Consider the following 20069-nt stretch of genomic DNA (forward strand, 5'->3'; position numbering starts at 1 on the left):
GCTTGACGGATTACGTCGGGCCGAGTGCGCCGTGGGAAGATGGGACGCGTGTTGCGATGGACCACTGCTGGTGAATCCCACGGCCGCGCGTTGGTGGCGATGGTCGAGGGGATGGTCGCCGGCGTCGAGATCACGTCCGGCGGCATCGCCGAGCAACTGAGGCGGCGCCGACTCGGCTACGGCCGGGGCGCCAGGATGAAGTTCGAGGCCGACGCCGTCACCGTGCTCACCGGGGTGCGTCACGGCGTGACGCTTGGCGGCCCCATCGCGGTCGAGATCGGCAATACCGAGTGGCCCAAGTGGGAAACCGTGATGGCGCCCGATCCGGTCGATCCCGCCGAACTCGACGGCGCCCGCAACGCACCGCTCACCCGGCCGCGGCCCGGACACGCCGACTATGCGGGCATGCTCAAGTACGGCTTCGACGACGCACGCCCGGTGCTGGAGCGGGCCAGCGCACGCGAAACGGCCGCTCGCGTCGTGGCGGGCACCATCGCCAGGGAGTTCCTGCGTCAGGCCCTCGGCGTCGAGGTGCTGTCCCACGTGATCTCGATCGGCGCCTCGAAGCCCTACGACGGCCCACCGCCGCGCCCTGGCGACCTGGCTGCCATCGACGACAGCCCGGTCCGCGCGTTCGACGAGACCGCTGAGCAGGCCATGATCGCCGAGATCGAGGACGCCAAGAAGGACGGCGACACGCTGGGCGGCATCGTCGAGGTCGTCGTCGACGGCCTTCCGATCGGCCTCGGGTCCTTCACCAGTGGTGACAACCGCCTCGACAGCCAGATCGCCGGCGCCGTCATGGGCATTCAAGCCATCAAGGGCGTCGAGATCGGCGATGGCTTCGAGACGGCACGCCGCCGCGGCAGCGTGGCCCACGACGAGATCTACCCCGGCCCCGATGGCGTGCTGCGCTCGACCAACCGCGCGGGCGGGCTGGAAGGCGGCATGACCAACGGTCAAGCGCTGCGCGTGCGGGCCGCGATGAAGCCGATCTCCACGGTGCCGAGGGCACTGGCCACCGTCGACATGGCCACCGGCGAGGAGGCCGTGGCGATTCACCAGCGCTCCGACGTGTGCGCGGTGCCTGCCGCGGGCGTGGTGGTCGAGACCATGGTGGCGCTCGTCCTGGCCCGCGCCGCGCTGGAGAAGTTCGGCGGCGATTCGCTGGCCGAGACCCGCGCCAACGTCGACAACTACCTGGCCTCGGTCGCTGCGCGTTCCGGCGGGCAGAACCTGGGGATCGCCCCCGACGCCGTCGATCCCGCGCAGGCGTCGGGCTGATGGCCCCCAAGGCCGTGCTCGTGGGCATGCCCGGCTCGGGCAAGTCCACCATCGGGCGCCGCCTGGCCAAGGCTCTCGACGTACCCCTGCTCGACACCGACGCCAAGATCGTCGAGAACACCGGGCGCAGCATTGCCGACATCTTCGTCGAGGGTGAGCCCGAGTTCCGCCGCATCGAGGCGGACGTCGTGATCGCGGCGCTTGCCGAACACGACGGCGTGGTGTCGCTCGGCGGGGGCGCTATCACCACACCCCGAGTGCGCGAGGCGTTGGCCGGGCACACCGTCGTGTATCTGGAAATCAGTGCGTGCGAAGGGATTCGGCGCACCTCCGGTGGCACCGCGCGACCGCTGCTGGCCGGTGGTGACCCGGGGGAGCGGTTCCGTGAGTTGATGGCGGCGCGGGTCCCGCTCTACCGGGAGGTCGCCACCCTTCGGATCAACACCAACCGCCGCAATCCGGGCGCCGTGGTGCGCACCATCGTCGCCCGGCTGGAACGCGCCGCGGCCGGATCGGCGGGTAGGAGCGCAGCCACCGGGGAAGCGGGCGCGCAGCACCCGCGTCGACGTCGCAGGCCTGCGTGGCGGCGGGGGCCCACCGTCCTGAATCCCGCACCCACCACCGACGCGCCGCCGAGCCCGGCGGCGCTGGCCCGTAAAGCGGAGGCGCGCAATGACTGAACCCGTCATCGTCGAGGTGCTCGTCGACCGGCCCTACCCGGTGATCATCGGGCGGGGCCTGCTCGACGACCTCGCCCGCGTGCTCGACGGACGCGACAAGGTCGCCATTCTGCACCAGCCGGTGCTGAACCAGACCGCCGAGGCGGTCCGGAACCGGTTGGCGGAGAAGGGAATCGACGCGCACCGCGTCGAGATCCCCGACGCCGAAGCCGGTAAGGAACTGCCGGTGGTCGGGTTCATCTGGGATGTGTTGGGCCGCATCGGCGTCGGTCGCAAGGACGCCATCGTGAGCCTGGGCGGTGGGGCGGCCACCGATGTCAGCGGCTTCGCCGCGGCCACCTGGCTCCGCGGCATCGACGTCGTGCACGTGCCGACCACGCTGCTCGGCATGGTCGACGCCGCGGTCGGCGGCAAGACCGGCATCAACACCGACGCGGGCAAGAACTTGGTCGGCGCGTTCCATCAGCCGCTGGCGGTACTCGTCGATCTGGCCACGCTCGAGTCGTTGCCACGCAACGAGATCATCGCAGGAATGGCCGAGATCGTGAAGGCCGGATTCATCGCCGATCCGGTCATCCTCGACCTCATCGAGGCCGACCCCGAGGCGGCACTGGACCCGGCAGGCGCGGTGCTGCCCGAGCTCATCCGCCGGGCGGTGGCCGTCAAGGCCGACGTCGTCGCGGCCGACGAGCGGGAATCCCAACTCCGCGAGATCCTCAACTACGGTCACACGTTGGCTCATGCGATCGAGCGCCGCGAACGCTACAAGTGGCGCCACGGCGCCGCGGTGTCGGTCGGCCTGATGTTCGCCGCCGAACTCGGCAGGCTGGCAGGGCGACTCGACGACGAGACCGCCGACCGGCATCGCGCGGTGTTGACCGCGCTCGGCCTTCCGGTGACCTACGACGCCGATGCGTTCCCTCAGCTACTGGAGTACATGGCGGGCGACAAGAAGACCCGCTCGGGCGTCCTGCGTTTCGTGGTGCTCGAAGGGCTGGCCAAACCAGGCAGGCTCGAAGGCCCGGACCCGGCCCTTCTGGTCGCCGCGTACTCGGAGATCGGTGCCCCGTGACCCACCCGACCGTGAACGTGCTCAACGGCCCCAACCTCGGCAGGCTCGGCAAGCGTCAGCCCGAGGTGTACGGCAGCACCACGCACGCCGACCTGGTCACGCTCATCGAGCGCGAGGCCGATCATCTCGGGCTGAAAGCCGTTGTCCGTCAAAGTGACAGCGAAGCCGACCTGCTGGGCTGGGTGCACGATGCGGCCGACGCCAAGGAACCGGTGATCCTCAACGCCGGTGCGTTCACCCACACGTCGATCGCGTTGCGCGACGCCTGCAGCGAACTCAGTGCCGGTTTGATCGAACTGCACATCTCGAACGTCCATGCGCGCGAGGAGTTTCGGCACCACTCGTATCTCAGCGGCGTGGCGACCGGCGTCATCGTCGGCCTTGGCGTGCGGGGCTACCTGCTGGCGCTGCGCTACTTCGCCGACCGCGACTCCGCCTAGAGGCGCTTGTCGGTCCTCGGCGCTTCCTGGGTCTCGGCGCTGCCGGAACCGCCCGCCAGCGTCGGCACCGGGGCAGTGGCTGGCGCGTCGTCCTCCACCCGATCGTCGCGGACGGCCTCGAACACGTCGGTGTCCGCCCGGTCGCCATCGGCGCCATGACGTTGCACCGGGGGAGCCTTGCGGTCGATCAGCGTCCGGCCCAGCGAGACGCCGGCGATGGCGAAGGCGAACGTCACCAGCGCGGTGAACGCGGCAAAGGTCGTCACCTCATTCAGCAGGCCCTCGGCGTAGAGGTTGTCGTAGAACAGTGAGATGAACCATGCGACGAAGCCGCTCACGATGCCGGCGAATAGGCCGGCCAGCAGCCACGTCATGGCCAGATCACCGCGGCGGTCGGGGTCCGGGTTGACCCGCGCGTCGGCGCGGCCGTCGACGTTCCCCCAGATGAAGGCCGCCAACGCGAACACGAGGACCAGCGCGATGCTGATCGTCAGCGCCCACTTGTCGAACACGTTGATCAGGGCGCCTTGGAGCAATCGGACGATGACCATCAGCGCCGCGAACACGAGTCCGCGCAGCAACCACTTACTCATGGGGGCACAGCGTAGCGAGTACCGTCACACGCTGTGACGATTTCTCAGCGCAGGGCCCGCTTGCGTCGCAGACTGGCCGCAGCGGATCTGCCGGCAATGTTGGTTACCGACCTGGTCAACGTGCGTTATCTGTCGGGCTTCACCGGGTCCAACGGCGCGCTGCTCATTCGGGTCGACGACGAAACGCCGGTGCTGGCGACCGACGGGCGCTACCGGACCCAGGCCGCCGCGCAGGCCCCGGATGCCGAGCTCGTCATCGAACGGGCATGCGGGCCGCATCTGGCGGCGATGGCGGCCGGAAGCGGGATCCGACGGCTGGGCTTCGAGAGTCACGTCGTGACGGTCGACGCCCATGCGCTGCTGCAGAAGGCCGCCGACGGCGTGGAATTGGTCAGGGCCGCGGGTGCCGTGGAGGCACTGCGGGAAGTGAAGGACGCCGGCGAGATCGCGCTGCTGCGGTTGGCGTGCGAGGCCGCCGATGCGGCACTGACCGAGCTGGTGGCATCCGGTGGACTGCGACCTGGGCGCACCGAGAAGGAAGTCGGGCGGGATCTGGAGTCCCGGATACTCGACCACGGTGCCGACGGCATCTCGTTCGAGACCATCGTGGCGGCGGGCCCGAACTCTGCCATCCCGCATCACCGGCCCACCGATGCCGTTCTCGCGGCCGGCGACTTCGTCAAGATCGACTTCGGCGCGCTCGTCGCGGGCTACCACTCGGACATGACCCGCACCTTCGTGCTGTCACCGGTTGCGCAGTGGCAACTCGACGTCTACGACCTGGTGTCGACCGCGCAGCGACTGGGTCGGGAGGCCCTGGCACCCGGCGTCTCACTGTCCGCCGTGGATGGCGCGTCGCGCGAGGTCATCGCCGGTGCCGGGTTCGCAGAGAACTTCGGACACGGCCTCGGGCACGGGGTCGGGCTGCAGATCCACGAAGCGCCGGGAATCAGTGCGTCATCCGCCGGTACACTGCTTTCTGGCTCTGCGGTCACCGTGGAGCCCGGTGTCTATCTGCCCGGCCATGGTGGTGTCCGTATCGAGGACACGCTGGTCGTGGGCAGTGATGATGCACCCACACCCGAGTTGCTGACCCGGTTCCCCAAGGAACTGGCAATTCTCTAGAAGGCTAGGAGTAGTACCCCCGTGGCATCGACCGCCGACTTCAAGAATGGGCTCGTCCTGCAGATCGATGGCCAGCTGTGGCAGATCACCGAGTTCCAGCACGTCAAGCCCGGCAAGGGCCCCGCGTTCGTGCGGACCAAGCTCAAGAACGTGCTGTCCGGCAAGGTCGTCGACAAGACCTACAACGCGGGCGTGAAGGTGGAGACCGCCACCGTCGACCGGCGCGACACCACCTACCTGTACCGCGACGGCAGCGACTTCGTCTTCATGGACGCCCAGGACTACGAGCAGCACCCGCTGCCCGAGTCGCTGGTCGGCGACGCGGCGAACTACCTGCTGGAGGGCATGCCCGTCCAGGTGGCGTTCCACGACGGCGTGCCGCTGTACCTCGAGCTGCCGGTGACCGTCGAACTGCTGGTCGCCAGCACCGAGCCGGGACTGCAGGGTGACCGCTCCAGCGCAGGCACCAAGCCAGCGACGATGGAGACCGGCGCTCAGATCAACGTGCCGCTGTTCATCAACACCGGCGACAAGCTGAAGGTCGATTCGCGCGACGGAAGCTATCTCGGTCGGGTGAATGCCTAGCCTCGGCGAGCCTGGCGACGGGATGAGTGGCCTGGGGCGAGCGGAGCGACGGGATGAGTGACCGTCGCGGGGACCGGGGTCGCCACCAGGCGCGCAAGCGCGCTGTCGACCTGCTCTTCGAGGCGGAGGCGCGGGGACTCACCCCCGCCGAGATCGCCGACGGTCGCACGGCGCTGGCCGAGGGTGACTCCGAGCTGTCGGTGCTGAACCCGTACACCGTCACGGTGGCGCGCGGGGTCACCGCGCACGCCGCGCACATCGACGACCTCATCTCCGCGCATCTGCAGGGTTGGACGTTGGAACGGTTGCCCGCCGTCGACCGCGCCGTGCTGCGGGTGGCGGTCTGGGAACTGCTGCACGCCGACGACGTGCCGGAGGCCGTCGCGGTCGACGAGGCCGTGGAGTTGGCGAAGAGCCTGTCCACGGACGACTCGCCGGGCTTCGTCAACGGCGTGCTCGGTCAGGTCATGTTGGTGACGCCGCAAATCCGGGCCGCTGCGGCGGCGGTGCGGAGTACGCCCGAAGGCTGACGCTCCTGCCGAGCGCCTGCGCGATCACCGGGTGATACTGGTGGTCGTGTCGCAGGACTGGGCGCCGTACAGCTCGGTGGAAGAGGCCGCGAGGGTCTATCTACGCGACCCGGAACTCGCGCTCGATCAGCTTCGGTCGGTCGTCGAGTTCTCGCACATCAAGTCGTTCATCATGTCCCGCGGGGCGACCGAAGAGGTCTGGGGCGAGGCCGTGTGGCAGGAGATCCTGCTGACCGACGGCCGACGACTGATCATGTGGCGTGCCGACGACGAGTCGTCGACTCGAGACGATCTGGGGCCGCGTCGCATCCTGGACGCCTCGGTGCGGACGATTCTGCTGTCCACCATCACCGATCACATCCTCACCACGGCGTTCGACGTGCTGGACGACGGCACCCGGAGGCTCGCCGAGGTGCGGTTGCGGATGTACACGCAACTGCTGACGCGTACCAGGCAGAAGTCGGCCACCGACACCGACCTGTTCTGCGAATCGTTCCGCTACACCAGGACCGTCGACAACGGCGGGCTGGCGCAGATGCAGCGGCTGCTGCAGTTTGGCCGGGTGCTTTCGCACTGGTCGTGAGCCGGCTGGCTAGGTCCCGTAGTGCGGCAGCTCGATCGAGTCGGCGGTGGTGAAGTACTTCTTGGCGGCGAACGAGCGAAACGGCCAGCGCTGCATCCACTTCATCACCATCGCCGTGATCACGATGTCCGCCTTGGACATCGGCGCGTAGCCGTCGACGCCTGCGGGCAGGTCCTGGCACTTGTCGATGTACGGCCGCATCAACCTGCCGTATTCGGCCAGCGCTTGGGCGACGTGCTCGTTGTTCAAAACCGCTGGCGCCGAACCTAGTTCGCCTGCCAGGAGGTAGGCGCCGACGAGCGCGAGGCTGGTGCCCATCCCGCTGAGCGGGGAGGCGCAGTAACCCGCGTCGCCGACCAGGGTGACGCGGCCGGACGAGAACGACGCCATGTGCACCTGTGCGAACGCATCGAAGTAGAAGTCGTCGGCGGTGCATGCGGCGGCCAGTAGCGCGTCGGACTGCCATCCCGCGCCCGCGAACCGCGCGGTCAGCAGTTGTCGCTGGGCGTCGATATCGCGCCGATCATAGGTCAGCGGATCGGAGCGAAAGGCCAAGCCCGCCTTGGCGATCGTCGGATTGTGCGACGGCCGCATCGACGCGTTCAGGCCGCCTGCGGCCTGATACATCAGGTACCACCCGTCGAGGCCGAGGTCGTCCGGCGCGGTGAACCAGGCGTGGTAGCCGCCAAGGGGTTTGACGAATTGCTCCTCGGGACCGAAGGCCAGTCGCCGCACTACCGAGTGCGGCCCGTCGGCGCCGACGACGAGGTGGGCGATCAGGTCGGTGCCGTCGCTCAATGTGGCGACGACGCCGTCATCCGTGGGGTTCAGCTCGGAAATGGTTGTGCCGAAGCGGTATTCGACGGTATCCCTGGTGGCCTCGTAAAGGGCGTCGACCAGATCGCCCCGTAGGATCTCCAGTTTGGACACCACGCCGTTGCCGCCGAACGCCTCGACGGGCATTTCCGCGCGTCGGCTGCCGTCCGACTTCACCCAGGCAATTCCGTTCTGGTGCAACGAGCGGTGCTTCATCACGTCGAGCAGGCCCATGCGCTCGACCACGGTGGCTCCCGCGCCCCGCAGATCGACGGTCTGCCCACCGGGGCGGATGCCTGGCGCCAGCTCGACGACGACGACGTGGTAACCGTTCTTCGTCAGCCAGAAGGCCAGTGTCGGACCCGCGACTCCGGCACCGCTGATGAGGACGGTCGGTTGCGCCATCTCCGAAGCGTATGGCATACGCATCACGCTGACAACGACGCGAACCGCGCCGGGGGATGAAAACGCGGACGGTGATTGCTGACTGACCCATGGCAACTCACGAAAACACCGCACTGATCGTCGGGGCATCACGGGGTCTCGGACTCGCACTGGTGGCGGAGTTCCTGCGGCGCGGCTGGAACGTCATCGCCACCGTGCGCGGCGACGGTCCGTCGTCGCTGCGGGAGCTGGACGCCCACGAGCGCCTCCGGATCGAGGTGCTCGACATGACCGAACCCGAACAGATCGACGCCCTGCACGACCGCCTGGCCGGCGAAGGCCTCGACCTGCTGTTCGTCAACGGTGCCGTCGCCCACGGTGACGTGCCCATCGCCGACGTGTCGACCGAGAGCTTCGTCGAGGTCATGGTCACCAACGCGTTGAGCCCGCTGCGGGTGGTCGAGGCCTTCGCCGACCTGGTACCCGAGACGGGCACCATCGCGGTGATGTCGTCCAGCCAGGGCAGCGTCTCACTCAACGTCAACGGTGGGCACGAGGTGTACCGGGCCAGCAAGTCCGCGCTCAACCAACTCTTCCGCAGCTTTGCCGCGCGGCACGCCGACGACCCCCGCACGCTGCTTCTCATCAATCCTGGCCACGTGAAGACCGAACTCGGTGGGGCATCCGCCAAGCTGACCGTCGACGACAGCATCCCCGGCGTGGTCGACACCCTGCTCGCACACGCCGGCGATGGAGGTCTGCAGTTCCTGGACTATCAGGATCACGTCGTGCCCTGGTGACGTGCTCTGGGCAATTGCACGAGGCGTCCACATCGTGCACCAAGTCGGCGGGCGTTCACTGACTGCATGGGACGCGACGGGTCGGGCTCGCTGGTGATAGTCGTGCTCGACGGTGACACCGACGTCGGCTTTCGACGGGCTCGCCGATGCCTCGCCGACGGACACCGCGTCGCGGTCGTCAGCCGCCACCCTGGCGGCGCGATCCGGGTCATCCACGGGTACCGGGCCGAGCAGGTGATGGTGATCGTGGCCGACCCCACCGAACCGCGCCAATGGCGCAGAGTCACCGACCGCGTCGTCGAACGCTTCGGACGCATCGACGAAGTCGTGCACGGCGCGGACGCGGACTTGCTGGCCCTTGCCTGAACGGGCCACCCACGGCAGCTAAGCGTCCAGCGCCTGGTAGGTGCGGCGGACGAAGCGCGGCTGCGCGGCCTGCAGCTTGGCCAACGAGGTATTGCCCGCGACGGCCGCCGCCGCCGCGTCCCCGCTGAGATCGGGCAGGTTCTGGATGAGGTACAGCAAGATCAGATCGTGCGACGGATCGGCCTGCCACCAGGTGCCGTAGGCGCCCGGCCAACTGAACGTCCCGAGCCCGCCCGGCCCGAACAGCTGACGCGACTGAGCGGCGTCGGTCACCACCGAGAGGTTCAGACCGAATCCGCGGCCTCGCCAGAACGGCATGCCGAGGAACGGGAACTTCCGTTGCTCGTCGGTCAACCGGTCGGTGCGCATCAGCCGCACCGACTCCTCCGACAACACCCGGACCCCGTCGACGGTGCCACCGGCGAGCAGCATCCTGGCGAAGGCGAGGTAATCGTCGGCCGTCGACCACAGGCCCGCACCGCCGGTACAGAACGGCGGCAACGTCACTGACGCGGGTCCCATCACGTCGTCGCGCAGCGTGCCGGTCTCGTCGAGCTGGTACATGGTGGCGGCGCGGCGGCGTCCCTCCAGGGTGACGGCGAAGCCGGTGCTGGACATGCCGAGCGGCTCGAAGACCCGGCTCGCCAACACGTCTGCGAGCGGTGCGCCCGCGATCCGCGACAGCGCGATGCCGAGGACGTCGGTGGCGTGGCTGTAGGTCAGGCGTTCGCCGGGCTGGTGCGCCAGCGGCAGCCGCGCCAACTCGGCCAGCCACCGATCTTGGTCCTGCCGGAACATCAACTTCGCGTACGCGCGGCTCAACGGCGGGCCCACCGAGAACGCGTAGGCCAACCCGCTGCGATGCGTCATCAGATCGTCGAAGGTGATCGGGCGTTGCAGCGGCACCGTGTGGTCGAGCGGTCCGGCCGGATCGGCCATCACCCGCACGTCGGCCAGCTCCGGCAGATAGGGCGCGACGGGATCGTGCAGGGCGAACGCACGCTCCTCGACCATCGCCATCGCGGCGGCCACGGTGACCGGCTTGCTCATCGACGCGATCCGGAAGATGGTGTCGCGCTGCATCGGCAGCCCGGCGTGAACGTCCCGGTGACCGAGCTCATTGGTCTGCAGCACTCGGCCCGACTGCCACACCAACGTCACCGCGCCCGCGAGCAGACCCGCATCGATCGCCTCACGGATGGAGTCGCGGTTGCCGTCGAGATTCATCGGGCCAGCCTAGCCAGCTCACTGGTTCGGGCTCGCGAGATGTTAGGCTGCCCGGCAGTTCGACGTCCTTTAACGATCCGTCCCGAGAGGCGGAGAAGGAGGTCCAGGTCTATGGCTGCGCCCAGCCCCGACCGGGAATTGATGTCCGCCGCCGACGTGAGCCGGACCATTTCTCGCATGGCCCACCAGATCATCGAGAAAACGGCCCTCGACGGCCCCGACGCACCGCGCGTCGTCCTCCTCGGCATCCCCACCCGCGGCGTCGCATTGGCCGCCCGGCTCGCGCACAACATCACCGAGTTCTCGTCGGTCGTGGTGTCCGCCGGCGCACTGGATGTCACGCTCTACCGCGACGATCTGAACTTCAAACCACCCCGTCCGCTCGAGGACACGTCGATTCCCGATGGTGGCGTCGACGACGCTGTGGTGGTCCTCGTCGACGACGTGCTGTACTCCGGGCGCACCGTGCGGGCCGCGCTCGACGCGCTGCGCGACATCGGCAGGCCGCGCGCGGTGCAACTCGCCGCCCTGGTCGACCGCGGCCACCGGGAACTGCCGTTTCGAGCCGACTACGTCGGGAAGAACGTGCCCACCTCCCGCAATGACAACGTCAAGGTGCGGCTGACCGAGCACGACGGCCATGACGGGGTGTTGATCGCGAATACCGGAGGGCCGGTGCGATGAGCGCTTGCGCGAAGAGCAGAGGGCTGGCGATGAGCGCTTGCGCGAAGAGCAGAGGGAACCGATGAGCGCTTGCGCGAAGAGCAGAGGATCGCGATGACCAGACACCTTCTCTCGGCGGCCGACCTGTCCCGCGACGAGGCCATCGCAATCCTCGACGACGCCGACCGCTTCTCCTCTGCGCTGCTCGGCCGCGAAGTCAAGAAGCTGCCCACGCTGCGCGGGCGCACGGTGATCACCATGTTCTACGAGAACTCGACCCGCACCAGGGTGTCGTTCGAGGTCGCAGGCAAGTGGATGAGCGCCGACGTGATCAACGTCAGCTCCTCGGGATCGTCGGTGGCCAAGGGCGAGTCGCTGCGCGACACCGCGCTCACGCTGCGCGCGGCCGGTGCCGACGCACTGATCATCAGACACCCAGCTTCCGGTGCGGCACAACAACTTGCGGAGTGGACACGGGAGGAGGTCGGTCGGCGGGGCGGAGCGGAGCGACCCGGGGACGTGGCGGGCGGCCCCAGCGTGATCAATGCCGGCGACGGTACGCACGAGCATCCGACACAGGCCCTGCTCGACGCGCTGACCATCCGTCAGCGGCTCGGCTCCATCGAAGGCAAGCGCGTCGTCATCGTCGGCGACGTCCTGCACAGCCGGGTGGCGCGCTCCAACGTCCTGCTGCTGTCCACCCTGGGCGCAGAAGTGGTGCTCGTCGCGCCACCGACCCTGCTGCCCACCGGAGTGACGGGATGGCCGGTCACGGTCTCCCACGATCTCGATGCCGAACTGCCCGCCGCCGACGCGGTGCTGATGCTGCGGGTCCAGGCCGAGCGCATGAACGGCGGCTTCTTTCCCTCGGCCAGGGAGTACTCGGTACTGTACGGCCTGTCCGCCAAGCGGTCGGCGATGCTGGCGGAGCATGCCGTGGTGCTGCACCCCGGTCCGATGTTGCGCGGCATGGAGATCGCCTCCTCGGTCGCAGACTCGTCGCAATCGGCAGTGCTGCAACAAGTTTCCAATGGTGTCCACGTCCGGATGGCGGTGCTGTTCCACCTGCTGGTCGGCGCGGGGTCAGAAGCGGTAGGGGTTGGTGCATGACGGTCTTGATTCGGGGGGTCCTCCTATACGGCGAGGGCGACCGCGTCGACGTGCTGGTCGACGACGGGCAGATCGCCGACATCGGCGCCGATCTCACTGCTCCCGACGACGCAGACGTGATCGACGCCGGCGGACACGTATTGCTGCCCGGTTTCGTCGACCTGCACACGCATTTGCGCGAACCCGGCCGCGAGTACGCCGAGGACATCGAAACCGGCTCGGCTGCAGCGGCGTTGGGCGGATACACCGCGGTGTTCGCGATGGCCAACACCAATCCCGTCGCCGATAGTGCCGTCGTCACCGACCACGTGTGGCACCGCGGACAGGAGGTCGGACTCGTCGACGTGCACCCGGTCGGGGCGATCACGGTGGGGCTCAAGGGCACTCAACTCACGGAGATGGGCCTGATGGCCGCGGCGACGGGGCGGGTGAGGATGTTCTCCGACGACGGCGTCTGCGTGTCGGACCCGTTGCTGATGCGTCGGGCCCTGGAGTATGCCAGCGGCGTCGGTGCACTCATCGCTCAGCACGCGGAGGAGCCACGGCTGACGGTGGACGCCATCGCCCACGAGGGGCCGAACGCCGCCCGACTCGGCCTGGCGGGCTGGCCGCGCTCGGCGGAGGAGTCGATCGTCGCGCGCGACGCGATCCTCGCCAGGGACGCCGGCGCGCGGGTGCACATCTGCCATGCCTCCACCGCAGGCACCGTCGAACTCCTCAGATGGGCCAAGGAGCAAGGCATTTCAATCACCGCCGAGGTCACCCCACACCACCTGCTCCTCGACGACGGCAGGCTCGACAGCTATGACGGGCGCAACCGCGTCAATCCGCCGCTACGCGAGGCCAGCGATGCGATCGCCCTGCGGCAGGCGCTGGCGGACGGTGTCATCGACTGCGTCGCTACGGACCACGCCCCGCACGCCGAGCACGAGAAGATGTGTGAGTTCGCGGCCGCGCGGCCGGGCATGCTTGGTCTGCAAACCGCGCTGTCGGTGGTCGTCGAGACCATGGTGCGGCCCGGCCTGCTGGGCTGGCGCGACGTCGCGCGGGTGATGAGTGAGGCGCCTGCCCGCATCGTTGGCCTGCCCGATCAGGGCAGGCCGCTGGAGGTCGGCGAACCCGCGAACCTCACCGTCGTCGATCCCGACGCCACCTGGACCGTCTCGGGCGCCGAACTGGCCAGCCGGTCCGACAACACCCCGTACGAGGCGATGACGCTGCCCGCCACCGTGACGTTGACGCTGTTGCGCGGCAAGGTCACTGCCCGCGACGGGACGAGCCCGGCGCCGGGGGTCCCCCCAGTTGCAGGGGAGACCAGGGGTTCAGCCCAGTGAACACTCCGACGCTCGTCGCGTCCCTCATCATGGCGGCAGTGTTGGCCGTGCTGATCGCCTTCTTCATCCGGCAGATGCTGCGCGGCTGGGTGCACCGGGCCAAGCGTCAGGTCGAGTTGATCGGCAGGCTGCCGCAGATGCCCGACACCGTGGGCCCGGCGCTGATCCCGGCCACCAAGGGCCTGTACGTGGGAAGCACGATCGCGCCCAGCTGGCAGGACCGGATCGCGGTGGGGGATCTCGGCTTCCGGACCAAGGCGGTGCTGACCCGCTATCCCGAGGGGATCATGCTGCAGCGCTCCGGAGCGACGCCGATCTGGATTCCCGACGAGTCGATCACCGCGATCAGGACCGAGCGGGGGATGGCGGGCAAGGCGCTCACACACGACGGGATTCTCGCGATCCGCTGGAAGCTGCCATCCGGTACCGAGATCGACACGGGGTTCCGCGGCGACGACCGCCGCGAACTCGCCAACTGGGTTGAGGAGGACGTCGCATGACCGGGCGGAAGCGCAGCGACATCAGCCAGCAGCGTCGCGGATCGCGGGCTGGCACGGCCGTTCTGGTTCTGGACGACGGCAGGGTGTTCACGGGTACCGCGTTCGGTGCCGTCGGGCAGACGTTGGGCGAGGCGGTGTTCTCCACCGGAATGTCCGGTTACCAGGAGACCCTGACCGATCCCAGCTACCACGGCCAGATCGTGGTCGCCACGGCACCGCAGATCGGCAACACCGGCTGGAACGGCGAGGACGGCGAGAGCCGCGGTGACAAGATTTGGGTCGCCGGGTACGCCGTGCGCGATCCGTCGCCGCGCGCGTCGAACTGGCGCGCCACCGGGACCCTGGACGACGAGTTGGTCCGGCAGGGCATCGTCGGCATCGCGGGCATCGACACCCGGGCGGTGGTGCGCCACCTCCGTACGGCGGGGTCGATGAAGGCCGGCGTGTTCTCCGGCGATGCACTGGCCGACGTGGACGAGCTGCTCAACCGGGTGCGCGAACAGCCATCGATGCTCGGCGCCGACCTCGCGGGCGAAGTGAGCACCGGCGTGACCTATGTCGTGGAACCCGATGCGGGGCAACGCTTCACCGTGGCGGCGCTCGACCTTGGCATCAAGACCAACACCCCGCGAAACTTCGCCCGCCGCGGCATCCGTACCCACGTGCTCCCGTCGAGCACCACGTTCGACGAACTCGCCTCCGTCAATCCCGACGGCGTCTTCCTGTCCAACGGCCCCGGCGACCCCGCCACCGCCGACCACGTCGTCGAGGTGACGCGCAGCGTGCTCGCGGCGGGAATACCGCTGTTCGGCATCTGCTTCGGCAACCAGCTCCTGGGCCGCGCGCTGGGGCGCTCGACGTACAAGATGACCTTCGGTCACCGCGGAATCAACGTCCCCGTCATCGACCACACCACCGACCGGGTCGCGATCACCGCGCAGAACCACGGGTTCGCCCTCGAAGGCGAGGCGGGCGAGGAGTTCGACACCGAGTTCGGCCGCGCCGTCGTCAGCCATACCTGCGCCAACGACGGCGTCGTCGAGGGCATCAAACTGCTTGACGGAAGGGCATTCTCGGTGCAGTACCACCCGGAGGCCGCCGCGGGACCACACGATGCCAACTACCTGTTCGACCAATTCGTCGACCTCATGTCCGAAGTCAAGGCAGGGGAGCGCTAGATGCCACGTCGCAAGGACCTCAACCACGTTCTGGTGATCGGTTCGGGACCGATCGTCATCGGTCAGGCCTGCGAGTTCGACTACTCGGGCACCCAGGCGTGCCGGGTGCTGCGCGCCGAGGGGTTGCAGGTCAGCCTGGTGAACTCGAACCCGGCGACGATCATGACCGACCCCGAGTACGCCGACAACACGTACGTCGAGCCCATCACCGCGGCCTTCGTCGAGAAGATCTTCGCCCAGCAGGCCGAGCGCGGCAACAAGATCGACGCGGTGCTGGCCACGCTCGGTGGGCAGACGGCGTTGAACACCGCCGTCGCACTGTACGAGGGCGGCGTGCTCGAGCGGTACGACGTCGAGATGATCGGCGCCGACTTCGAGGCCATCCAGCGCGGCGAGGACCGGCAGAAGTTCAAGGACATCGTCGCCAAGGTCGGTGGCGAGTCGGCCAAGTCGCGGGTCTGCTTCACTATGGAGGAGGTCCGGGAGACGGTTGCCGACCTGGGTCTGCCGGTCGTCGTTCGCCCCTCCTTCACGATGGGCGGCCTCGGCTCGGGGATGGCGTATTCGGTCGAGGACGTGGAGCGGATGGCAGGCGACGGCCTGACCGCGTCGCCAACGGCCAACGTGCTGATCGAGGAATCCATCTACGGGTGGAAGGAGTTCGAGCTCGAGCTCATGCGTGACCATCGCGACAACGTGGTGGTCGTCTGCTCGATCGAGAACTTCGACCCGATGGGCGTGCACACCGGGGACTCGGTCACCGTCGCACCCGCCATGACCCTGACCGACCGCGAATACCAGAAGATGCGCGACCTCGGCATCGCGATCCTGCGCGAGGTCGGCGTCGACACGGGTGGCTGCAACATTCAGTTCGCCATCGACCCGACGGACGGCAGGCTCATCGTCATCGAGATGAACCCGCGGGTCTCGCGGTCCAGCGCGCTGGCGTCGAAGGCCACCGGCTTCCCGATCGCCAAGATCGCCGCCAAGCTCGCGATCGGCTACACCCTCGACGAGATCGTCAACGACATCACCAAGGAGACGCCTGCCTGTTTCGAGCCGACGCTCGACTACGTGGTGGTCAAGGCGCCGCGGTTCGCATTCGAGAAGTTCCCGGGAGCAGACCCGACGTTGACGACGACGATGAAGTCGGTCGGCGAGGCAATGTCGTTGGGCCGCAACTTCATCGAGGCCCTCGGCAAGGTGATGCGATCGCTGGAGACCGGGCGTGCCGGGTTCTGGACCGGCGACGACCCCGACCTCTCGGTCGATGAGCTACTGGAACGGCTCAGGACACCGACCGACGGTCGGCTGTACGACATCGAACAGGCGCTGCGCCAGGGCGGAACGGTCGAGCAGGTGGCTGAGGCTTCCGGAGTCGACCCGTGGTTCGTCGACCAGATCGGTGGCCTGGTGACGCTGTGGGCCGAACTTCGCGATGCCCCCGTGCTCGACGAGGAGCTGCTGCGCACCGCCAAGCACAGCGGGCTCTCGGACCGCCAGATCGCCGCGTTGCGGCCGGAACTCGCCGGCGAGGACGGGGTCCGGACGCTACGCCGCAGACTCGGCATCCACCCGGTCTACAAGACGGTGGACACCTGCGCCGCCGAATTCGAGGCCAAGACGCCCTACCACTACAGCAGCTACGAGTTCGATCCCGCGGCCGAAACCGAAGTGGCGCCACAGACCACCAAGCCCAAGGTGCTGATCCTCGGCTCCGGTCCCAACCGGATCGGCCAGGGCATCGAGTTCGACTACAGCTGCGTGCACGCCGCCACCACGCTGAGCGAGGCCGGCTTCGAGACCGTCATGGTGAACTGCAACCCGGAGACGGTGTCCACCGACTACGACACCGCCGACAGGCTGTACTTCGAGCCACTGACCTTCGAGGACGTCCTCGAGGTGTATCACGCCGAATCCGCCTCCGGCGCAGGTGGTCCCGGGGTGGTCGGGGTCATCGTGCAGCTCGGCGGTCAGACGCCACTTGGCCTCGCGCAGCGCCTTGCCGACGCAGGCGTGCCGATCGTCGGCACCAGCCCGAAGGCCATCGATCTGGCCGAAGACCGCGGCGAGTTCGGCGAGGTGCTCCGCAACGCCGGGCTCCCCGCGCCGCGGTTCGGCATGGCGACCAGCTTCGAGCAGGCCCGTCGCATCGCCGCCGACATCGGATACCCGGTGCTGGTGCGGCCGTCGTACGTGCTTGGCGGTCGGGGCATGGAGATCGTCTACGACGACGAGACCCTACGCGGCTACATCACCCGCGCCACCGAGCTGTCACCGGAGCATCCCGTCCTCGTCGACCGGTTCCTCGAGGATGCCATCGAGATCGACGTCGACGCCCTGTGCGATGGCGCCGAGGTGTACATCGGCGGCGTGATGGAGCACATCGAGGAGGCCGGCATCCACTCCGGCGACTCGGCGTGCGCCCTGCCTCCGGTGACGTTGGGCCGCCAGGACATCGCCGCGGTCCGGCACGCCACCGAGGCCATCGCCCACGGCATCGGCGTGGTCGGCCTGCTCAACGTGCAGTACGCGCTCAAGGACGACGTCCTCTACGTCCTGGAGGCCAACCCGCGCGCCAGTCGCACCGTGCCGTTCGTCTCGAAGGCCACCGCGGTGCCGCTAGCCAAGGCGTGTGCCCGGATCATGTTGGGCGCCACGATCGCCCAGCTGCGCGAGGAAGGCGTGCTCGCCGCGACGGGTGACGGGGCCAGCATCTCGCCGAACGCGCCGATCGCCGTGAAGGAGGCGGTGCTGCCTTTCAATCGTTTCCGCAAGGCGGACGGCTCGCAGGTGGATTCGCTCCTCGGGCCCGAGATGAAGTCGACGGGTGAGGTGATGGGCATCGATCGTGACTTCGGCACGGCGTTCGCGAAGAGCCAGACGGCCGCGTACGGTTCGCTGCCCGCCGTTGGCACGGTGTTCGTCTCCGTGGCGAATCGCGACAAGCGCTCGTTGGTGTTCCCCGTCAAGCGGCTGGCCGATCTCGGATTCCGGGTGCTCGCCACCGAGGGCACTGCGGAGATGCTGCGCCGAAATGGCATTCCCTGTGACACGGTGCGCAAGCACTTCGAGGAGCCCAGCCCGGACCGGCCGCCGATGTCGGCCGTCGAGGCCATCCGTGCCGGCGACGTCGACATGGTGATCAACACGCCGTACGGCAACTCCGGGCCACGCATCGACGGTTACGAGATCCGTTCGGCGGCCGTGGCGATGAACATCCCATGCGTGACGACGGTGCAGGGCGCCTCGGCAGCGGTGCAGGGCATCGAGGCGGGCCTTCGTGGTGACATCGGGGTGATGTCGCTGCAGGAGCTGCACAGCAGGCTGGGCGCCGCCAAGTGACCGGCTTCGGGGCGCGGCTCGCCGCAGCGATCGCCGACCGTGGCCCGCTGTGTCTCGGCATCGATCCGCACCCCGAACTGCTGACGGCGTGGGGTTTGCCAGTCGACGTCGACGGGCTGACTGCCTTCTGCGACGTCTGCGTCGAGGCATTCTCGACGTTCGCGGTGGTCAAGCCGCAGGTCGCGTTCTTCGAAACATACGGCGCGGCTGGGTATTCCGTCCTCGAAACCGCGATCGCCGAGTTGCGGGACGCGGGTGTGCTGGTGCTCGCCGATGCCAAGCGGGGTGACATCGGCACGACGATGGCGGCCTACGCCTCGGCGTGGACGGGTGACTCACCGTTGGCTTGCGACGCCGTGACGGCGTCGCCCTACCTGGGGTTCGGATCGCTGCGACCGCTGCTGGATACCGCCGCCGAGCACGGTCGCGGTGTTTTCGTGCTGGCGGCGACGTCGAATCCGGAGGGCGCAAGCGTGCAGCTCGCCGAGATCGGTGGCCGGACGGTGGCCCAGTCGATCGTCGATGAGGTCGGGTCCGAGAATGCCCGTACCGGCACGGGTTCCGTCGGCGTGGTGGTCGGCGCGACCCTCGCCCAGGTCCCCGACCTGCATGCGCTCGGCGGTCCGGTGTTGGTGCCTGGCGTCGGTGCGCAGGGCGGCAAGGCCGACGCGCTGCGCGAGCTCGGCGGGGCGGCGCCGGGGTCGGTGCTGCCTGCGGTGTCGCGCGAAGTGCTGCGGGCGGGCCCCGACGTCGCGGTGGTGCGGGCGGCGGGGGAGCGGATGCGCGACGCCGTGGCCTACCTCGCCGGCTAGCTCCCAAGGGCTTTCGAGTCGTCGGACCCCGGGAAGCCGAGGCCCTCTTGCCTGTTTCGCGAGACGGCGGGCCCCCGGAAGACCGGTGGCCCGCCCCTCGGTCGGGCTGGTCTATAGCGGAATCCACACGCCGAGGAACCAGAATCCCCACCCTGCTCCGTTTCCGGCCGGCATCGGGGTGACCTGCTGCCCGTTCCAGTTGAACGGCTGGTGGTCTTGACGGCCCTGGTCGACGCCGCGGTTCTGCCAGTTCGCCTGCGCTGGGCCGCCACCGCGGTTGTCGCCCGGCCCGTTGTCGTGCTGGTTCTGTCCGCAGGCCGGTTGGCCGGGCGCATTGCACTGCTGGCCCGGGTTGGCTGCTGCGGTACCAAGTCCGACGCCGAACAGCCCGGCGAGTCCTACTCCGGCGGCCAGCGTCGATGCGTATGCGGCTCGCTTGAAGGTCATCAGTGTGTCTCCACTCTCGTTTGCAAGACGCGAATTCGCCTCACGCACAACACGTTAGGGGGCAGACATGGGCCGCCTCTGTGTTCGGCGTTGGTGCGCGCTGTGCAATCGATAACCGTTTGCTCTCAACGGATTACGACCACCGGACCGTCGGCGACCGCCGGACCGCCGTCGACCGCCATGGCCGAGAACGAC

20 protein-coding genes and 1 pseudogene are annotated in these 20069 nt (G+C 68.5%); 17 read left to right on the top strand and 4 right to left on the bottom strand.

Annotated features, from left to right (window positions below; genetic code table 11):
• The first annotated feature begins 48 nt into the window (after positions 1 to 48).
• From aroC to aroQ, 4 genes and pseudogenes are all read left to right on the top strand, one after another.
• Positions 49 to 1284, top strand: coding sequence for a chorismate synthase (aroC, locus tag ABW137_RS18960; RefSeq protein ID WP_526402765.1), 1236 nt, complete (start codon positions 49 to 51; stop codon positions 1282 to 1284).
• Positions 1284 to 1781: pseudogene (locus tag ABW137_RS18965) on the top strand (shikimate kinase); the annotation flags it as partial. The gene aroC and the pseudogene ABW137_RS18965, both read left to right, overlap by 1 nt.
• A gap of 175 nt (positions 1782 to 1956) precedes the next feature.
• Positions 1957 to 3036 (top strand): 3-dehydroquinate synthase, encoded by a 1080-nt coding sequence (gene aroB, locus ABW137_RS18970; protein ID WP_526402767.1) that lies wholly within the window; start codon positions 1957 to 1959, stop codon positions 3034 to 3036.
• Positions 3033 to 3476 carry a type II 3-dehydroquinate dehydratase gene (gene aroQ, locus ABW137_RS18975; RefSeq protein ID WP_526402769.1) on the top strand — a complete coding sequence of 148 codons (444 nt, stop codon included), beginning with the start codon at positions 3033 to 3035 and terminating at the stop codon, positions 3474 to 3476. The genes aroB and aroQ overlap by 4 nt, the downstream gene beginning before the upstream one ends.
• On the opposite strand, the gene ABW137_RS18980 is transcribed toward aroQ, so the two are convergent.
• Positions 3473 to 4069, bottom strand: a complete 597-nt coding sequence (locus ABW137_RS18980) for a B-4DMT family transporter (protein WP_526402771.1) — start codon at positions 4067 to 4069, stop codon at positions 3473 to 3475. The two genes, aroQ and ABW137_RS18980, sit on opposite strands and share 4 nt — an antisense overlap.
• A 33-nt stretch (positions 4070 to 4102) precedes the next feature.
• On the opposite strand from ABW137_RS18980, the gene ABW137_RS18985 reads away from it, so the two are divergent.
• From ABW137_RS18985 to ABW137_RS19000, 4 genes are read left to right on the top strand one after another with little or no spacing between them, the layout of a single operon-like run.
• Positions 4103 to 5194 (top strand): M24 family metallopeptidase, encoded by a 1092-nt coding sequence (locus ABW137_RS18985; RefSeq protein WP_526402773.1) that lies wholly within the window; start codon positions 4103 to 4105, stop codon positions 5192 to 5194.
• A 21-nt stretch (positions 5195 to 5215) separates the two neighbouring features.
• Positions 5216 to 5779 (top strand): elongation factor P, encoded by a 564-nt coding sequence (efp, locus tag ABW137_RS18990; protein ID WP_526402775.1) that lies wholly within the window; start codon positions 5216 to 5218, stop codon positions 5777 to 5779.
• A gap of 53 nt (positions 5780 to 5832) precedes the next feature.
• The gene (gene nusB / locus ABW137_RS18995; protein ID WP_526402777.1) at positions 5833 to 6309 is read left to right on the top strand and encodes a transcription antitermination factor NusB; all 477 of its coding nucleotides are present in this window, start codon (positions 5833 to 5835) and stop codon (positions 6307 to 6309) included.
• A 40-nt stretch (positions 6310 to 6349) separates the two neighbouring features.
• The gene (locus ABW137_RS19000; protein ID WP_526402779.1) at positions 6350 to 6892 is read left to right on the top strand and encodes a hypothetical protein; all 543 of its coding nucleotides are present in this window, start codon (positions 6350 to 6352) and stop codon (positions 6890 to 6892) included.
• A 9-nt stretch (positions 6893 to 6901) separates the two neighbouring features.
• On the opposite strand, the gene ABW137_RS19005 is transcribed toward ABW137_RS19000, so the two are convergent.
• Positions 6902 to 8113 carry an FAD-dependent oxidoreductase gene (locus ABW137_RS19005; protein WP_526402781.1) on the bottom strand — a complete coding sequence of 404 codons (1212 nt, stop codon included), beginning with the start codon at positions 8111 to 8113 and terminating at the stop codon, positions 6902 to 6904.
• Between the two features lie 89 nt (positions 8114 to 8202).
• Between ABW137_RS19005 and ABW137_RS19010 the strand changes: the two genes are divergently transcribed.
• Entirely contained in the window at positions 8203 to 8892 is a 690-nt protein-coding gene (locus tag ABW137_RS19010; RefSeq protein ID WP_526402783.1) for an SDR family NAD(P)-dependent oxidoreductase, read from the top strand.
• 66 nt (positions 8893 to 8958) lie between these two features.
• Positions 8959 to 9258: an SDR family NAD(P)-dependent oxidoreductase gene (locus ABW137_RS19015; protein ID WP_526402785.1), complete on the top strand. Its 300-nt coding sequence runs from the start codon at positions 8959 to 8961 to the stop codon at positions 9256 to 9258.
• Positions 9259 to 9276: 18 nt separating this feature from the next.
• On the opposite strand, the gene ABW137_RS19020 is transcribed toward ABW137_RS19015, so the two are convergent.
• Positions 9277 to 10485 carry a serine hydrolase domain-containing protein gene (locus ABW137_RS19020; RefSeq protein ID WP_526402787.1) on the bottom strand — a complete coding sequence of 403 codons (1209 nt, stop codon included), beginning with the start codon at positions 10483 to 10485 and terminating at the stop codon, positions 9277 to 9279.
• A gap of 111 nt (positions 10486 to 10596) precedes the next feature.
• Between ABW137_RS19020 and pyrR the strand changes: the two genes are divergently transcribed.
• From pyrR to pyrF, 7 genes are all read left to right on the top strand, one after another.
• A complete protein-coding gene (gene pyrR / locus ABW137_RS19025; RefSeq protein WP_526402789.1) occupies positions 10597 to 11169 on the top strand; it encodes a bifunctional pyr operon transcriptional regulator/uracil phosphoribosyltransferase PyrR in 573 nt (190 codons plus the stop codon).
• Positions 11170 to 11262: 93 nt separating this feature from the next.
• Positions 11263 to 12258: an aspartate carbamoyltransferase catalytic subunit gene (locus ABW137_RS19030; protein WP_526402791.1), complete on the top strand. Its 996-nt coding sequence runs from the start codon at positions 11263 to 11265 to the stop codon at positions 12256 to 12258.
• Positions 12255 to 13592 carry a dihydroorotase gene (locus ABW137_RS19035; RefSeq protein ID WP_526402793.1) on the top strand — a complete coding sequence of 446 codons (1338 nt, stop codon included), beginning with the start codon at positions 12255 to 12257 and terminating at the stop codon, positions 13590 to 13592. Before ABW137_RS19030 ends, ABW137_RS19035 begins: the two co-directional genes overlap by 4 nt.
• Complete coding sequence (locus ABW137_RS19040; RefSeq protein ID WP_526402795.1) at positions 13589 to 14092, top strand: PH-like domain-containing protein; 504 nt, start codon at positions 13589 to 13591, stop codon at positions 14090 to 14092. Before ABW137_RS19035 ends, ABW137_RS19040 begins: the two co-directional genes overlap by 4 nt.
• Positions 14089 to 15270 (top strand): glutamine-hydrolyzing carbamoyl-phosphate synthase small subunit, encoded by a 1182-nt coding sequence (carA, locus tag ABW137_RS19045; protein WP_526402797.1) that lies wholly within the window; start codon positions 14089 to 14091, stop codon positions 15268 to 15270. The genes ABW137_RS19040 and carA overlap by 4 nt, the downstream gene beginning before the upstream one ends.
• Positions 15271 to 18615, top strand: a complete 3345-nt coding sequence (carB, locus tag ABW137_RS19050; RefSeq protein WP_526402799.1) for a carbamoyl-phosphate synthase large subunit — start codon at positions 15271 to 15273, stop codon at positions 18613 to 18615. It begins immediately after the preceding gene.
• A complete protein-coding gene (pyrF, locus tag ABW137_RS19055) occupies positions 18612 to 19427 on the top strand; it encodes an orotidine-5'-phosphate decarboxylase (protein ID WP_526402801.1) in 816 nt (271 codons plus the stop codon). Before carB ends, pyrF begins: the two co-directional genes overlap by 4 nt.
• A 111-nt stretch (positions 19428 to 19538) precedes the next feature.
• Here pyrF and ABW137_RS19060 read toward each other — a convergent pair whose 3' ends face one another.
• Positions 19539 to 19874 carry a hypothetical protein gene (locus tag ABW137_RS19060; RefSeq protein WP_526402803.1) on the bottom strand — a complete coding sequence of 112 codons (336 nt, stop codon included), beginning with the start codon at positions 19872 to 19874 and terminating at the stop codon, positions 19539 to 19541.
• Positions 19875 to 20069 lie beyond the last annotated feature (195 nt).

The sequence above is a fragment of the Mycobacterium sp. genome (assembly GCF_040509115.1).
In the GTDB taxonomy this organism is placed as follows: Bacteria; Actinomycetota; Actinomycetes; order Mycobacteriales; family Mycobacteriaceae; genus Mycobacterium.

What these genes read in the sequence shown, in the direction of transcription:
- ABW137_RS18980 (WP_526402771.1), bottom strand. Translation starts at nt 4,069, where the DNA reads ATGAGTAAGTGGTTGCTGCGCGGACTCGTGTTCGCGGCGCTGATGGTC.
- ABW137_RS19020 (WP_526402787.1), bottom strand. Translation starts at nt 10,485, where the DNA reads ATGAATCTCGACGGCAACCGCGACTCCATCCGTGAGGCGATCGATGCG.
- ABW137_RS19060 (WP_526402803.1), bottom strand. Translation starts at nt 19,874, where the DNA reads ATGACCTTCAAGCGAGCCGCATACGCATCGACGCTGGCCGCCGGAGTA.
- ABW137_RS19015 (WP_526402785.1), top strand. Translation starts at nt 8,959, where the DNA reads ATGGGACGCGACGGGTCGGGCTCGCTGGTGATAGTCGTGCTCGACGGT.
- ABW137_RS19035 (WP_526402793.1), top strand. Translation starts at nt 12,255, where the DNA reads ATGACGGTCTTGATTCGGGGGGTCCTCCTATACGGCGAGGGCGACCGC.
- aroB (WP_526402767.1), top strand. Translation starts at nt 1,957, where the DNA reads ATGACTGAACCCGTCATCGTCGAGGTGCTCGTCGACCGGCCCTACCCG.
- ABW137_RS19010 (WP_526402783.1), top strand. Translation starts at nt 8,203, where the DNA reads ATGGCAACTCACGAAAACACCGCACTGATCGTCGGGGCATCACGGGGT.
- pyrR (WP_526402789.1), top strand. Translation starts at nt 10,597, where the DNA reads ATGGCTGCGCCCAGCCCCGACCGGGAATTGATGTCCGCCGCCGACGTG.
- carA (WP_526402797.1), top strand. Translation starts at nt 14,089, where the DNA reads ATGACCGGGCGGAAGCGCAGCGACATCAGCCAGCAGCGTCGCGGATCG.
- nusB (WP_526402777.1), top strand. Translation starts at nt 5,833, where the DNA reads ATGAGTGACCGTCGCGGGGACCGGGGTCGCCACCAGGCGCGCAAGCGC.
- carB (WP_526402799.1), top strand. Translation starts at nt 15,271, where the DNA reads ATGCCACGTCGCAAGGACCTCAACCACGTTCTGGTGATCGGTTCGGGA.
- ABW137_RS19030 (WP_526402791.1), top strand. Translation starts at nt 11,263, where the DNA reads ATGACCAGACACCTTCTCTCGGCGGCCGACCTGTCCCGCGACGAGGCC.
- ABW137_RS19005 (WP_526402781.1), bottom strand. Translation starts at nt 8,113, where the DNA reads ATGGCGCAACCGACCGTCCTCATCAGCGGTGCCGGAGTCGCGGGTCCG.